This window comes from Streptomyces sp. SM10 (assembly GCF_002910915.1).
In the GTDB taxonomy this organism is placed as follows: Bacteria; Actinomycetota; Actinomycetes; order Streptomycetales; family Streptomycetaceae; genus Streptomyces.
The window spans coordinates 144,189-157,541 of sequence record NZ_NEUF01000186.1 but is presented as its reverse complement, the minus strand read 5'-3'; the positions used below and the strand labels follow the sequence as shown (position 1 = coordinate 157,541).

Sequence of the window (13,353 nt, the reverse complement as noted above, 5' to 3'; positions counted from 1 at the left end):
TCCGGCGCCGCACCTGCCGGGTGCGGCGCCGTCACGCGCGTCAGGGCGTCAGTCGGCGATCGGCAGGTAGACCCGGTTGCCCGCCGCGGCGAACTCCCTGGACTTCTCCGCCATCCCCGCCTCGATCTCGGCCTGCCCGTCCCCGTGCTCCCGCCGGATGTCGTGGGAGATCTTCATCGAGCAGAACTTGGGGCCGCACATCGAGCAGAAGTGCGCCGTCTTCGCCGGTTCGGCCGGCAGCGTCTCGTCGTGGAACTCCCGTGCGGTGTCAGGGTCGAGGGCCAGGTTGAACTGGTCCTCCCAGCGGAACTCGAACCGGGCGTCGGACAGCGCGTCGTCCCACTCCTGCGCCCCGGGGTGCCCCTTGGCAAGGTCGGCCGCATGGGCGGCGATCTTGTACGTGATGACGCCTGTCTTCACGTCGTCACGGTTCGGCAGACCGAGGTGCTCCTTGGGTGTGACGTAGCAGAGCATCGCCGTGCCCCACCACGCGATCATCGCCGCACCGATTCCCGAGGTGATGTGGTCGTACGCGGGAGCGACATCGGTGGTCAGCGGGCCCAGCGTGTAGAACGGGGCCTCCTCGCAGATCTCCTGCTGGAGGTCGATGTTCTCCTTGATCTTGTGCATCGGGACGTGTCCCGGGCCCTCGATCATCGTCTGGACCCCGAACCGCTTGGCGACGGTGTTGAGCTCACCGAGCGTGCGGAGTTCGGCGAACTGCGCCTCGTCGTTGGCGTCGGCGATGGAGCCGGGACGCAGGCCGTCACCGAGCGAGTACGTCACGTCGTAGGCCGCGAGGATCTCGCAGAGCTCCTCGAAGTGCTCGTACAGGAAGGACTCCTTGTGGTGCGCCAGGCACCAGGCCGCCATGATGGACCCGCCGCGCGAGACGATGCCGGTCTTGCGACGGGCCGTCAGCGGGACGTACGGCAGCCGGACCCCGGCGTGCACGGTCATGTAGTCGACGCCCTGCTCGGCCTGCTCGATGACCGTGTCCTTGTAGATCTCCCACGTCAGCTCCTCGGCCCGGCCGTCGACCTTCTCGAGGGCCTGGTAGAGCGGCACGGTGCCGATCGGCACGGGGGAGTTGCGCAGGACCCATTCACGGGTGGTGTGGATGTTGCGGCCGGTGGAGAGATCCATGACCGTGTCCGCGCCCCACCTGGTGGCCCAGGTCATCTTGTCCACCTCCTCCTCGATGGAGGAGGTGACCGCCGAGTTGCCGATGTTCGCGTTGACCTTCACCAGGAACCGCTTGCCGATGATCATCGGCTCGATCTCCGGGTGGTTGACGTTGGCCGGCAGGACCGCCCGGCCCGCGGCGATCTCCTCGCGCACGACCTCGGGTTCGACGTTCTCCCGGATCGCGACGTACTCCATCTCCGGGGTGATCTCGCCCCGGCGGGCGTACGCGAGCTGCGTGACCGGCTGCCCGTCGCGGCTGCGGCGGGGCTGGCGCGGGCGGCCGGGGAACACCGCGTCGAGGTTGCGCAGGCCACCGCGCGGGGAGGTGTGCTTGAGCCCGTCGTCCTCGGGGCGCGCGGGGCGGCCCGCGTACTCCTCGGTGTCCCCGCGGGCGATGATCCAGTTCTCCCGGAGCGGGGCGAGCCCGCGGCGTACGTCGGTGTCGGTGGCGGGATCGGTGTACGGCCCGGACGTGTCGTACAGCGTCACGTCCTTGCCGTTGGTGAGGTGCACCTGGCGGACCGGCACACGGAGGTCCGGGCGCGAACCCTGGACGTACCCCTTGTGCCAGCCGATGGACTTCTCTGCCTCGTTGTTCTGCGCATCCCGCGCATTCTGCGCATTCTGCGTCGAGGCAGGCGTGCGTGCGTCCGCTGTGGTCATGAGACCTACTCCCTACGCCGGCATTACCCGGTAACAGGTTCGGCGGTCGACGCAGCGTGTCCCGTACGGATATACGGAGGTCAGCGCCCTCTCAGCCCGGTGCTCCGAGCTCCCGCGTGTACAAATGCGGTTCCACGCTAGCCTCCCGCCTGGCGTGCTGGCCAGAGGGCCTCCCTTGTTCTTGGGATGATCGCGGGGTGACGCCCCCCGGAAACGCCCCCGAACCCCACGGCCCCGCAGCAGGCAGCACGCAGACTCATGCGCACGGCCACACGCACAGCCACGGCCCGGCCGCGCCCGTGTCCAAGCATCTGCGCAAGGTCATCGCCGCAGTGGTGATCCCCTTCGCCACGGCGGTACTGGTCGGCCTCGTGGCGTTCTGGCCGGGCGGAGCACCCGCCCACGAGCGCACGGGCGTCGGCTTCGACCGGCAGACCCAGGACGGGCGTGTGACGAAGGTCGTCGCGGTCGACTGCGCGGACGTCAACGCCTCCCAGGTGCCGCCGACGGGCGACACCTCCACGCCCTCGGGGCAGGAAGCCGTCACCGAGCAGTCGGGGGAGTGCAGGAAGGCCACGGTCGAAGTCACCACCGGCGAGGACAAGGGCCGTACGTTCGTCGAGGTCGTCCAGCCCGACGCACCGCGTCAACTGCACGAGGGCCAGGGGGTGGTCGTGGCGTACGCGCCGGACGCTCCCCGGGATCTCCAGTACTCGGTGACCGACGTGGACCGCACGGTCCCGATGGCGCTGCTCGCGGGGATCTTCGCCCTCGCGGTGGTCGTGGTGGGCAGACTGCGCGGGCTGATGGCCCTGATCGCGCTCGCCGTCTCCTTCGGCGTGCTGACCCTGTTCATCCTTCCGGCGATCCTGCAGGGCTCGAACCCGCTGGTCGTCGCGGTGATCGGGGCCAGCGCCATCATGCTGATCGCCCTCTACACCTGCCACGGCCTGACGGCCCGCACCTCCGTGGCCGTGATCGGCACCCTCATCTCGCTGCTGCTGATCGGCCTGCTGGGCTCCCTGTTCATCGGCTGGGCCAGCCTGTCCGGCAACACCGACGACAACACCGGCCTCATCCACGGGCTGTACCCGGACATCGACATGAGCGGCCTACTCCTGGCCGGCGTGATCATCGGCTCGCTCGGTGTCCTCGACGACGTGACGGTCACCCAGACGTCAGCGGTCTGGGAACTGCACCAGGCGGACCCGACGATGGGCGTGCGGGGGCTCTACCGGGCGGGCATCCGGATCGGACGCGACCACATCGCGTCGGTCGTCAACACGCTCGTGCTCGCCTACGCGGGCGCGGCGCTCCCCCTGCTCCTGCTCTTCTCGATCGCGCAGAGCAGCGTGGGCACGGTGGCCAACAGCGAGCTGGTCGCCGAGGAGATCGTCAGGACGCTGGTCGGATCGATCGGGCTGGTCGCCTCGGTGCCGGTGACGACGGTGCTCGCGGCCCTGGTGGTCTCCGCGGACCGCACGGGGCTCGGCGCGGAAGCCGGAGCTCCTGCCCCCGCACGGACCGGGAGGGGCCGACGCCGTAAGGCGTGAGCCGGTGCACCGGAAGCGTCACCACGGGCCCCGGTGTTCGGACGTTCGTCTTCAGCCGGCGTTCTGCTCCTTGGCGAGGATGCGGCCCAGCGCCTCCTCCAGATTGCCGTCGAAGTCACCCAGCGTGTGCTCCTGTCCCAGTGGCACCAGTTTGTCCGTCCGGTCGAGGAAGGCCACAAGAGGTGCCGTACCGGCCCTGAAGAGCGCGCGGTCGGCTCCGACCTGAAGTCGGATGTGGACATCCGACAGCCCTTCGGGCTCGATCGGGCCGATGTGCACATCGCCGTCACCACTGGGGCTGTTGAGACCGTCGAGCAGCAGCTCACGGCCGAATGCCCAGGTGACGGGGGCGTCACCCGGCAGGTGGAAGGTCATCCGGATCGCATACGGATCACTGACCTCGTACCGGAGCTCCACCGGAATACGGAAGGAGAGCTCCTCGGAGACGAGGAAGCTCATCATGACCTCTGCTTGAACCGACTCGCGCATCGTTCAACCCCGCAGTAGATGAAACTGGCCAGGAATGATCCCCCATGGCCCTATTGACGCCATCGTGGTGCACGCGATAGCAGATCACAAGGAGTGATTTTTCAGATACTGATAGAGAACACGAACGAGCGCAAGAGAGTGGTCACTTCGCAGCGTAGTTGTTCGACTGCGGGGAGCAACCGTTCCTCTTGGTGCAGTGGGAGAGAAACAGCCATCGCCGCAACAGCGCTACCGACAGTGATCGGAATGGCCGCACAGACCGTCCCCATGACGTACTCCTGCCGTTCGACGACAGGTTCCGTATGTTTCATCGATCTCAGCCGGTGCAGAAACGCCTGACGGTCCCTTACGGAGTAACGCGTCAGTGGCCGGACGGGGTGCCGGTCCAGATGATCCTCGCGCGCCCGCTCGTCGAGCTGGGCGAGGAGGCACTGCCCGAGGGCGTGGGCATGACCCGTCTCACGGAACGAGGCCCACTCACGGACGGCGGGTACGGCGGGGGTATCGGCGACGGCGACCATCTCGATCTCGCCATCCTTGTACAGGGCGCAGTACACGGGGGCGCCGATGACGTCCGCCCAGTGGGCGAGGGAGTCGACGATCACTCCAGGACGCGGGGTCGCCGGGCCTCCGCCCAGGCGTTCGGCCGCGGCCCCGAACAGGAAGACGCCGTTCTCCCTGCGCAGATAGCCCTCATGGGTGAGGGTCCGCAGCAGGTGATAGGCGGTGGGGAGGGGCAGTCCGGCCTCCCGGGCGAGCTGCTTCGCCGGCGCCCCGTCCCGATGGGTGCCCACAGCCTCCATAAGTCGCAACGCCCGCTGAACCGAACCGATCAACGTCGGGACAGCGGTACTCGATGCCGTGGTCACAGGTCACCCCCAGGCATGGTGACGGGCTGTCAGCCCTCCCGCGGAGGCCGCCCCCACGGGCCCGCCGCGAGCCTGGGGTCCGGAGACCGGACGGTCGCACAAACCACTGGGCAGGATGATGACGGACCGTCATTTCCCAGCTGGCGGCAGCGGTACGCCACTGTATCGGGACGTACAGTCACGGGAGAGGTTTCGTCCTGGACTTAGCTCCGCTGGGCTAACGCCCGAATGGGCGGCCCCTCATGCGGTCCCCCCGGCACCGCATGATCCGGCACCCACCACCCCGGTACGTGCCCGTCGGCCGCTTCGCTCCGACCACAGGCCTACCAGTCGCTTCGCTCGGACGAGGACATGAACTTCCGCACGACGAAGATCAGCCCGCCCACGAGGACGACGAAGACCAGCACCTTGAACAGCAGGCCGATGACGAACCCGACCACGCTGGCGATCAGACCGCCGAACACGACGATCGCGATGAGAGGCACCGCGACCCACTTCACCCACCAGGGCATCCCCGCGAAAATCTCCCGCACCGCCATCGCCGCTACCTCGTCTCTGTGAGTTCCTGCCTCGATGCTAGAGGCGCGGGGGTGGCCCGCGGGGGCCCGGGAGCCCTTGAAGTCCCCTGAACGATCCCCTAGGGAACATCGGCCCGGGACAGCCCCGCACCGGGGGCGATCCCCCAGGGAGTCCGCTCAGCCCTCCGGCGGGGAGAAGACCACCATGACCCGGAGGTCCTCGGTGACGTGGTGGAACTTGTGTGCCGCCCCCGCGGGGACGTAGACGACGCTCCCCCGGCCCACCTGCGTGGTATCCGTGCCGACCGTGATCGAGGCGCGCCCGCTGACGACGAAGTACACCTCGTCCTGCTGGTGCGGCTGCTGAGGATCGAGCCCGCCGGCGTCGAGGGCGTACAGGCCGACGGACATGTTGCGTTCCCGGATGAACTGCAGATAAGCGCCGTCGTTGGCGGCGCGTTCCGCCTCCAGTTCGTCCAGTCTGAATGCCTTCATCGTCCGCCCGCCCCTCGCGCCCGTACCGCTCTGTCCTGCCGGTGTCCACCACCGATCGTGTCTGCCACGATCAGACACATGAAGAATTTCGTAGTCAAGACAATCGCCAACGCAGGTGCGCTGGCCGTAGCGATCTGGTTGCTCAGCGACATCACGCTGACCGGTGACAGCACGGGGCGCAAGGCACTCGTGCTGATCGTGGTGGCCCTGTTGTTCGGTGTGGTGAACTTTGTCGTCAAGCCCGTGGTGAAGCTCCTCACACTGCCGTTGTTCATCCTGACACTCGGGCTGATCACACTCGTGGTCAACGCCCTCATGCTGATGCTCACCTCCTGGCTGGCCGGCCTCTTCGATCTGAACTTCCATGTCGACGGCTTCTGGACCGCGGTCCTGGGCGGACTCATCATCTCGGTCGTGTCCTGGGCGCTCAACGTGGTCCTCCCCGACGAGGACTGACCTGCCCTCGATGGACAGGGCCCGAGCGGACCGGTGAACACCGGGGAGACGAGGAGAGCGCCATGAACCCCATGGGCGAGGGGACACGGGCCGTACGGGCGGGCCTTCCGGAACCGGAACAGTACGGGCCCACGCTCCCCGGTCCGGTCTTCGCCGCACACTTCCATCTGTCCGGCGAACCGGTCGGCCCCTACACCTACGGCAGGGAGGCGAATCCGACCTGGACCCACCTGGAGCGTGCCATCGGCGAGCTGGAGGCTCCCGGGGAACCGGTCGGGACCACGGTCTTCGCCTCTGGAATGGCCGCCGTCTCGGCCGTTCTCCTGTCCCAGGTGCGCGCGGGCGACGTCGTGGTCATGCCCGGCGACGGCTATCAGGCGCTTCCCCTGGTACGGGAGCAACTGGAGGCGTACGGCGTCGAGGTGCGGACCGCGCCGACCGCCGGCGAAGCCCAGTCGGAGCTCCTGGACGGGGCGAAGCTGCTGTGGATCGAGACGCCGTCCAACCCCGGGCTCGACGTCTGCGATGTGCGCAGGCTCGTCGAGGCCGCACACGCCCGGGATGTGCTGGTGGCGGTCGACAACACCCTGGCCACCCCCCTCGGCCAGCGTCCCCTCGGCCTCGGGGCGGACTTCTCGGTCGCCAGCGACACGAAGGGGCTCACCGGCCACGGGGACATCCTGCTCGGCCATGTGACCTGCCGGGATCCCGAGCTCACCGCGGGAGTAAGGCGGTGGCGCAAGGTGGTCGGCGCGATTCCCGGACCCATGGAGGCCTGGATCGCCCACCGCTCCCTGGCGACGCTGCAGCTGCGGATCGACCGCCAGTGCGCGACCGCGCTGACACTCGCCGGGACCCTGGCCGAGCGGACGGATGTGACGGGCCTGCGTTACCCGGGCCTGCCCGGCGACCCCTCGTACCCGGTCGCCGTGCGCCAGATGCGGCGCTTCGGCTCGGTGGTGTCGTTCGTGCTGGCGGACAAGGAGACCGCCGAGCGCTTCCTCGCGGCACTCCGGCTGGTCGACGACGCGACCAGCTTCGGCGGCCTGCGCTCCACAGCCGAGCGCAGGGCCCGGTGGGGCGGTGATGCGGTACCCGAGGGCTTCGTCCGGTTCTCGGTCGGCGCCGAGGACCCCGAGGACCTGCTGGCGGACGTGGAACGCGCGCTGGACGAGTCCGTGCGCTGACCCGATACCTCAGTGCCCTGGCAGGACCGGTCCGGGACGGGCGTCCCCGTCCACCGGACCGGTCCTGCTCGGGACGGGTGGTCCGAGCCTCCCCCCTCGTGGCTCGGATCACCCCGGTTCCAGCGCCGAGAACCTTCTGCACAAGGCTAGTTGACTGTGCGTCAGTGTCCAATCGCTGTAGCGACAGCGACCTATCGACATATTTATGGTGGGGTCGGTCGCGAAGGGCGGTGCGGGACGGCGCAGCGTCACGCCGAAGTGAAGGGGCGGACCATGGACCTGGCCCTGCTGCGCACGTTCGTCACGGTGCACCGGGCCGGATCCTTCACCCGGGCCGCCGCTCTGCTCGCTCTCTCCCAGCCCGCCGTCACCTCGCAGATACGGACTCTGGAGCGGCAGCTGGGACGCCCGCTCTTCCTCCGCAGGGCCCGCGGGGTGACGCCGACCACGGCCGGCGACGAACTCGCGCACCGGGCCGCCCCTCATCTCGACGCGCTGGTCGACATCGTCGAGGTGGGGCTCGACGAGGAGTCGGGGGTACGGACGCTGCACCTGGCCGGACCGCCCGAATTCACCTCCCTACGGGCTCTACCGGCCCTCACCCCTCTGGTCTCCCAGGGGCTCGCCCTGCGTAGCACCTTCGTCGCGAACACCGAGGACACGCTGGAGGGCCTGGCGGCCGGACATCATGATCTGGCCATCACCACGGCTCGTCCGCGCGGCGGACTGCTGACGTCGGCCACCCTCTGCGACGAGGAACACGTGTTGATCGCCGCGCCCCGCTGGGCGGCGCGGCTGGGGCCCGGGGCACTGCGGCACAGAGGCCCCGTACTGCTGGAGCAGCTGCCGGTGGTCGAGGTGCACGAGAGCCTTCCCCTGGTCTCCCGCTACTGGGCGACGGTGTTCGACAGCCGGCCCGCCGCTGCGGCTGCCGTGATCGCACCGGATCTCCGCGGGGTTCTGGAGTGCGCGGCGGCGGGCGCAGGCCTCGCGGTGCTGCCCCGCTATCTCTGCGAGACCGCGTTGGAGCGGGGCGAGGTCGTGGCTCTGCTCGATCCTCCCGTGCCACCGCTCCGCACGTACTTCCTCATCGCGAGGACCGGCACACTGGGGCTCCCTCACATCGCGCGGGCGCACGAGTGGCTGGTGCGTACCGCTGTGGACTGGTGACCGGTCGGCCCATGGGAGTTTCAGATCGGTTTTCCTGGGCCACTCTCTTGCCATGACCGAACGCCCCGTGGTCAAGCGCACCGCACGCGCCGTTCTGCTCGACGGCGATGACCTCATCCTGATCAAGCGCACCAAGCCCGATGCCGATCCCTACTGGCTCACGCCGGGTGGCGGGGTCGAGCCGGAGGACGCGACCGTCGTCGACGCACTGCACCGCGAGGTCGACGAGGAACTCGGCGCCAAGATCGTCGATGTCGTGCCCTGCTTCGTCGACACCGTCGAACACATCGCCGGCGGCGGAGTCAAAGGTGTGAAGGTGCAGCACTTCTTCGTCTGCCGACTGGCATCGATGGACCTGTCGCTCCGGCACGGACCCGAGATCGACGAACCCTGCGGGGAGTACGAGGTCGTCCGCGTGCCCTTCAGCCGCGTCGGGATCGCGGCTGTCCACCTCGTCCCGCTGTCGCTGCGGCACTATCTGGACGCCAACATCGAGGGCGTACGGGCGTTGCACGCGCCGGATCTGGGCTGAGGCACTGCCACCCACGCGGTAGCCGCCGATCCGGGGCGGCAGGGCGGCCCCGGATCGGGTACGCGGCAAGCAGGCCCTGCACCGTGCGTACGCCGAGGCCGGTAGCCGTTGATACTCCCGCTGTCGGATGACCGCGGCACCCGCGCTTGGCACCGTGTTTCACGTGAAACCACTCAAGCGTCCCTTGCGGCGAGGCGTCCTCGTCGCCCATGTAGCGGTGTCCGTGAGCTGGCTCGGCCTCACCGTAGGACTGCTCGTTCTCGGCCTTGCCGCGTTCCTCACCGCCGATGCCACCCTGGCTCAGGCGGCCACGCGTGCCATGAAGCTCTTCGGCGACTGGCTCGTCGTTCCGGTGGCGCTCCTGTCGCTCGTCAGCGGTCTGGTGCTGTCCCTCGGCACTCCTTGGGGCCTGGCCAGACATCGCTGGGTCTGGACGAAGTTCTGGCTGACCCTGATCACCACAGGGCTGTCCGCCTTCTCCCTCCGCCCCGGCATCAACGAGGTCGCGGCCCGGGGTGCGGCCGACATCGACCTCGTCGTCGCACCCTCGGTGGCCACGGCCACGTATCTCTTCATCACCGCGATATCGGTGCTGAAGCCGTGGGGACCGACTCGCCGTGGCCGGCGCCTGTGGCAGCCTCCGTACGCTGCGCGGACACCACTCGGCCACGGGTGACGGTCCGGCGCTCGATCGTCCCGGAGAGAACAGCAAGGACCAGCGCCGACCCTGCGAGCACGGCACCGACCCAGTTGGGCGCGGTGTATCCGAGGCCGGCAGCGATGACGATCCCGCCGAGCCAAGCAGAGAGCGCGTTGCCGAGGTTGAAGGCCCCGATGTTGACGGCCGAGGCCAGGGTGGGAGCCCCGGCAGCATGGTCGAGCACCCGCTTCTGGAGCGGCGGTACGGTCGCGAAGCCGAGGCCTCCGATGAGGACGATGGTCACCGCGGCTGCGATCTTGTTGTGCGCGGTCAGCGTGAACAGGGCCAGGACCACTGCGAGCGCGCCGAGCGCCGCGTACAGCATCGGCATCAGACGGCGGTCCGCGAACCGGCCCCCGAGCAGGTTTCCGCCGACCATGCCGAGCCCGAAGAGGACCAGCAGCCAGGTGACGGAAGACGTCGCGTATCCGGCGGTCTCCGTCATCATCGGGGTGATGTAGGTGATGGCCGCGAACACGCCACCGAAGCCCAGGACCGTCATCGCCATGGCGAGCAGTACCTGGACGTTACGGAACGCGGCGAGCTCGTGCCGGATCCGCACACCCTGGGGCCTCGGCTGCTCGGGCACGAGTTTCGCCACGCCGAGAAGGCCCAGGACGCCGAGCCCCGCGACGACGAAGAAGGTGACCCGCCAGCCGAAGTTCTGGCCGACGAACGTCCCCAGCGGCACTCCTACGACGTTGGCGACGGTCAGCCCGGTGAACATCATGGCGATGGCACCGGCCTTCTTCTCCGGAGCGACCAGGTCCGCGGCCACGACCGAGCCGATACCGAAGAAGGCTCCGTGGGCAAGCGACGCGATCACGCGCCCGGCGAGCATCACGCCGAAGACGGGGGCGAGCGCGGACACCACGTTCCCCACGATGAACAGACCCATGAGGATCATCAGCATTCGCTTCCTGGTCACCCGGGTGCCCAGGAAGGTCATGAGCGGAGCACCGAGGACCACACCCAGGGCGTAGCCCGTGACCAGGAACCCTGCGGTCGGGATCGACACCTGGAAGTCCGCCGCGACATCGGGGAGGAGCCCCATGATCACGAACTCGGTGGTTCCGATACCGAATGCCCCGACGGCGAGGGCGAGGAGCGCGAGCGGCATGGGTTCACCTTCCTTGAAGATTGCGTCTGCGCCTTACAAGCGTAGACAATAATTGCAGACGCCCGATAATTGCAAGCGCGGGCTATTGCGCCCGTGCCCTATCCTGGAGGCAACCAGCTCCCGCACGGAGGAGAGACCCATGACAGCGACAGATCCCGCACTGACGTCCCTCGCCCAGAGCTGGTGCGCCCTCTCCCTGCTCCACGGGAAGATCGAAGCCCGCATCGAACGGGCCCTTCAGTCCCGTCACAGCCTCAGCGCGCGTGAGTTCTCCCTCCTCGACGTCCTGAGCCGCCAGCACAGCGGGACGGGCGGCCACCTGCAGATGAAGCAGGTGGCCGACGCCGTGGTCCTGAGCCAGAGCGCCACCACCCGGCTCGTCACCCGGCTCGAGGACCGCGGACTGCTCACGCGGTACCTCTGCGACACCGACCGGCGAGGCATCTACACCGACGTCACGGAAGCGGGTCTCACGCTGCTGAGCGAGGCCAGGCCGACCAACGACACCGCGCTCCGGGCCGCGCTCGACGAGGCTGCCGAGAACCCGGAACTCGCCCCACTGGTCCGGACGGTGGAGGCGCTGAAGGTCCCGGCCTGAACCGGCGGTCTTGCGTAGTCTGCCGATCATGAGCGATCTCGACATACGCCCCGCCGTACTCGCCGACGTCCCCGCCGTCGTGGCCATGCTCGCCGACGACCCGTTGGGCGCGCAGCGAGAGTCTCCGGACGATCTCGTCCCCTACCACGCGGCCTTCCGTCGGCTCACCGACGACCCGAATCAGCACGTGGTCGTGGCAGTGCGCGAGAACCGCGTCGTGGGGACTCTCCAGCTCACGATCGTTCCCGGCCTCTCCCGGCGTGGCGCGACCCGCTCCCTCATCGAGGGTGTCCGCGTGCACGCCGATGAGCGCGGCAGCGGCCTCGGCACTCAGCTGATCCAGTGGGCGGTGGACGAATCACGCCGCCAGGGCTGCCAGTTGGTACAGCTGACGTCGGACACGGCCCGCATCGACGCCCACCGTTTCTACGAGCGGCTCGGCTTCTCCGCGAGCCACGTGGGGTTCAAACTCGCGCTCTGAGCCGAAGGTCCCCAGGCAGCACCGCCCTTCGGGAGGTTCACATGCACCGCATCGACGATGAGCAGCGCAGGATCAGACTCGGCCGACGGCACTTGCTGGCACCTTCCGCGCACGCCGGCTCCGCGGTCGCGGTGGCCGACGCGGTCGTCGCCCTGCACGCGACGGACGCCGCCACCGTCTACCTCTCCGTCTGCGCGCGGCTGGCCGATCCCGGGGTCGCGCCAGTGGAGCGGGCACTCTACGAGGACGTCTCTCTGGTGCGGCTCCTCTCCATGCGCAACACCTTGTTCACCATGTCCACGGCCGTCGCACCAGCCGTCGACGCGTCGAACGCGAGGACGGTGGCGACGAAGGAACGCCGCAAACTCCTCAAGCACCTGCGGGAGGACGGCAACGGCCTGGACGAACGCTGGCTCGCCGATACCGAGCGGCTCACCCTCGCGGCGCTGACCGCCCGGGGCCGTGCCACCGGGAGCGAGCTCTCCGCCGCCGTACCCGCCCTTCGCACAAAGATCACCCTCTTTCCCGGCACGAAGCAGGAGGCAGTGCAGGGGGTCGCCTCCCGGGTCATCCGGGTGCTCGCCGCCGATGGACACATCCGGCGGGACCGGCCCCGCGGCTCCTGGACCTCCAGCCAGTTCCGCTGGGCGGCCGCCCAGGCCTGGCCCCCGTCGGATCCCGCCCGGGCGCGTGCGGAGGTCGCCCTGCGGTGGCTCCGCTCCTACGGCCCGGCGACCGAGACCGACCTGAAGTGGTGGACGGGCTGGGGCGTCGGTGAGACGCGTGCGGCCCTGGCCTCCGTGGGCGCGGAGGAGGTTCTGCTCGACAGCGGGGCCATCGGCCGGGTCGCTCCCGAGGACCTCGCTCCCGACCTCTCTCCGGAGCCCTGGGCGGCCCTGTTGCCCGGTCTGGACCCGAGCGCGATGGGATGGGCGGACCGTGGTTTCCATCTGCCCGCCGATCACCGGACCGCTCTGTTCGACCGCGCCGGCAACATCGGTCCGACGGTGTGGTGGAACGGCGGGGTCGTGGGTGGCTGGGCACAGCGCGGGGACGGCGAGGTGGTCTGGCGCCTGCTGTCCGACGTCGGCCGGGAGGCCTCAGGGTTCATCGAGGCGGAGGCAGCGCGGCTGTCGGCATGGGTGGGCACCGCCCGGATCACCCCACGTTTCCGCACACCCCTGGAGCGGGAACTGGCGGCCTGATCCGTCCGCTTCCGGGGGTCGGTGAGGATGGGGGACCCAGGTCGGCGTGTCACGCGTCCCGTTCCGTGGGCGGTGTTTCGCACCCTCCGTGTGTGCCGCGTCGCGTGGACTGCGTTTCACGTGAAACAG

15 protein-coding genes and 1 riboswitch are annotated in these 13,353 nt (G+C 69.0%); of the genes, 9 read left to right on the top strand and 6 right to left on the bottom strand.

Annotated elements, in window-relative coordinates; all coding sequences use genetic code 11:
• Nucleotides 1-48: 48 nt before the first annotated feature.
• On the bottom strand, nt 49-1,851 hold the full coding sequence (gene thiC / locus B9S57_RS32290) for a phosphomethylpyrimidine synthase ThiC (protein ID WP_103760699.1): 1,803 nt from the start codon (nt 1,849-1,851) through the stop codon (nt 49-51).
• A riboswitch (TPP riboswitch) is annotated at nt 1,844-1,977 on the bottom strand. Its footprint overlaps the gene before it by 8 nt.
• Nucleotides 1,978-2,048: 71 nt before the next feature.
• Between thiC and B9S57_RS32285 the strand changes: the two genes are divergently transcribed.
• On the top strand, nt 2,049-3,404 hold the full coding sequence (locus B9S57_RS32285) for a YibE/F family protein (protein ID WP_103760698.1): 1,356 nt from the start codon (nt 2,049-2,051) through the stop codon (nt 3,402-3,404).
• A 51-nt stretch (nt 3,405-3,455) separates the two neighbouring features.
• Here the strand turns inward: B9S57_RS32285 and B9S57_RS32280 are convergent, their stop codons facing one another.
• The 4 genes from B9S57_RS32280 to B9S57_RS32265 form a co-directional block, all read right to left on the bottom strand.
• Nucleotides 3,456-3,893 (bottom strand): SsgA family sporulation/cell division regulator, encoded by a 438-nt coding sequence (locus B9S57_RS32280; protein WP_030123081.1) that lies wholly within the window; start codon nt 3,891-3,893, stop codon nt 3,456-3,458.
• A gap of 101 nt (nt 3,894-3,994) precedes the next feature.
• Nucleotides 3,995-4,762 (bottom strand): IclR family transcriptional regulator, encoded by a 768-nt coding sequence (locus B9S57_RS32275; RefSeq protein ID WP_181011552.1) that lies wholly within the window; start codon nt 4,760-4,762, stop codon nt 3,995-3,997.
• 323 nt (nt 4,763-5,085) lie between these two features.
• Nucleotides 5,086-5,295: a DUF5326 family protein gene (locus tag B9S57_RS32270; protein ID WP_073751047.1), complete on the bottom strand. Its 210-nt coding sequence runs from the start codon at nt 5,293-5,295 to the stop codon at nt 5,086-5,088.
• A gap of 162 nt (nt 5,296-5,457) precedes the next feature.
• Nucleotides 5,458-5,775, bottom strand: coding sequence for a cupin domain-containing protein (locus tag B9S57_RS32265; protein WP_103760697.1), 318 nt, complete (start codon nt 5,773-5,775; stop codon nt 5,458-5,460).
• Nucleotides 5,776-5,853: 78 nt separating this feature from the next.
• Between B9S57_RS32265 and B9S57_RS32260 the strand changes: the two genes are divergently transcribed.
• From B9S57_RS32260 to B9S57_RS32240, 5 genes are all read left to right on the top strand, one after another.
• On the top strand, nt 5,854-6,231 hold the full coding sequence (locus tag B9S57_RS32260) for a phage holin family protein (RefSeq protein WP_103760696.1): 378 nt from the start codon (nt 5,854-5,856) through the stop codon (nt 6,229-6,231).
• A 62-nt stretch (nt 6,232-6,293) separates the two neighbouring features.
• Nucleotides 6,294-7,418: a cystathionine gamma-lyase gene (locus tag B9S57_RS32255; RefSeq protein ID WP_103760695.1), complete on the top strand. Its 1,125-nt coding sequence runs from the start codon at nt 6,294-6,296 to the stop codon at nt 7,416-7,418.
• A 273-nt stretch (nt 7,419-7,691) separates the two neighbouring features.
• Entirely contained in the window at nt 7,692-8,588 is an 897-nt protein-coding gene (locus tag B9S57_RS32250) for a LysR family transcriptional regulator (protein ID WP_103760694.1), read from the top strand.
• 52 nt (nt 8,589-8,640) lie between these two features.
• Nucleotides 8,641-9,120, top strand: a complete 480-nt coding sequence (locus B9S57_RS32245) for an NUDIX domain-containing protein (RefSeq protein ID WP_103760693.1) — start codon at nt 8,641-8,643, stop codon at nt 9,118-9,120.
• Nucleotides 9,121-9,283: 163 nt separating this feature from the next.
• Entirely contained in the window at nt 9,284-9,796 is a 513-nt protein-coding gene (locus B9S57_RS32240; RefSeq protein WP_103760743.1) for a DUF2269 domain-containing protein, read from the top strand.
• Here the strand turns inward: B9S57_RS32240 and B9S57_RS32235 are convergent.
• A complete protein-coding gene (locus B9S57_RS32235; protein ID WP_103760692.1) occupies nt 9,696-10,940 on the bottom strand; it encodes an MFS transporter in 1,245 nt (414 codons plus the stop codon). The two genes, B9S57_RS32240 and B9S57_RS32235, sit on opposite strands and share 101 nt — an antisense overlap.
• A gap of 139 nt (nt 10,941-11,079) precedes the next feature.
• Here B9S57_RS32235 and B9S57_RS32230 point away from each other — a divergent pair, with 139 nt between their 5' ends.
• The 3 genes from B9S57_RS32230 to B9S57_RS32220 are packed head-to-tail and all read left to right on the top strand — an operon-like array spanning nt 11,080 to nt 13,224.
• On the top strand, nt 11,080-11,538 hold the full coding sequence (locus B9S57_RS32230; protein WP_103760691.1) for a MarR family winged helix-turn-helix transcriptional regulator: 459 nt from the start codon (nt 11,080-11,082) through the stop codon (nt 11,536-11,538).
• Between the two features lie 28 nt (nt 11,539-11,566).
• Nucleotides 11,567-12,019, top strand: a complete 453-nt coding sequence (locus tag B9S57_RS32225) for a GNAT family N-acetyltransferase (RefSeq protein WP_103760690.1) — start codon at nt 11,567-11,569, stop codon at nt 12,017-12,019.
• A gap of 41 nt (nt 12,020-12,060) precedes the next feature.
• Nucleotides 12,061-13,224, top strand: coding sequence for a winged helix DNA-binding domain-containing protein (locus tag B9S57_RS32220; protein WP_103760689.1), 1,164 nt, complete (start codon nt 12,061-12,063; stop codon nt 13,222-13,224).
• The last annotated feature ends 129 nt before the right edge of the window (nt 13,225-13,353 follow it).

Excerpts from the sequence above, each read along its gene's own strand:
- B9S57_RS32225 (WP_103760690.1), top strand. The coding sequence starts at position 11,567 with ATGAGCGATCTCGACATACGCCCCGCCGTACTCGCCGACGTCCCCGCC.
- B9S57_RS32245 (WP_103760693.1), top strand. The coding sequence starts at position 8,641 with ATGACCGAACGCCCCGTGGTCAAGCGCACCGCACGCGCCGTTCTGCTC.
- B9S57_RS32230 (WP_103760691.1), top strand. The coding sequence starts at position 11,080 with ATGACAGCGACAGATCCCGCACTGACGTCCCTCGCCCAGAGCTGGTGC.
- B9S57_RS32220 (WP_103760689.1), top strand. The coding sequence starts at position 12,061 with ATGCACCGCATCGACGATGAGCAGCGCAGGATCAGACTCGGCCGACGG.
- B9S57_RS32260 (WP_103760696.1), top strand. The coding sequence starts at position 5,854 with ATGAAGAATTTCGTAGTCAAGACAATCGCCAACGCAGGTGCGCTGGCC.
- B9S57_RS32255 (WP_103760695.1), top strand. The coding sequence starts at position 6,294 with ATGAACCCCATGGGCGAGGGGACACGGGCCGTACGGGCGGGCCTTCCG.
- B9S57_RS32235 (WP_103760692.1), bottom strand. The coding sequence starts at position 10,940 with ATGCCGCTCGCGCTCCTCGCCCTCGCCGTCGGGGCATTCGGTATCGGA.
- B9S57_RS32280 (WP_030123081.1), bottom strand. The coding sequence starts at position 3,893 with ATGCGCGAGTCGGTTCAAGCAGAGGTCATGATGAGCTTCCTCGTCTCC.
- B9S57_RS32265 (WP_103760697.1), bottom strand. The coding sequence starts at position 5,775 with ATGAAGGCATTCAGACTGGACGAACTGGAGGCGGAACGCGCCGCCAAC.
- thiC (WP_103760699.1), bottom strand. The coding sequence starts at position 1,851 with ATGACCACAGCGGACGCACGCACGCCTGCCTCGACGCAGAATGCGCAG.
- B9S57_RS32250 (WP_103760694.1), top strand. The coding sequence starts at position 7,692 with ATGGACCTGGCCCTGCTGCGCACGTTCGTCACGGTGCACCGGGCCGGA.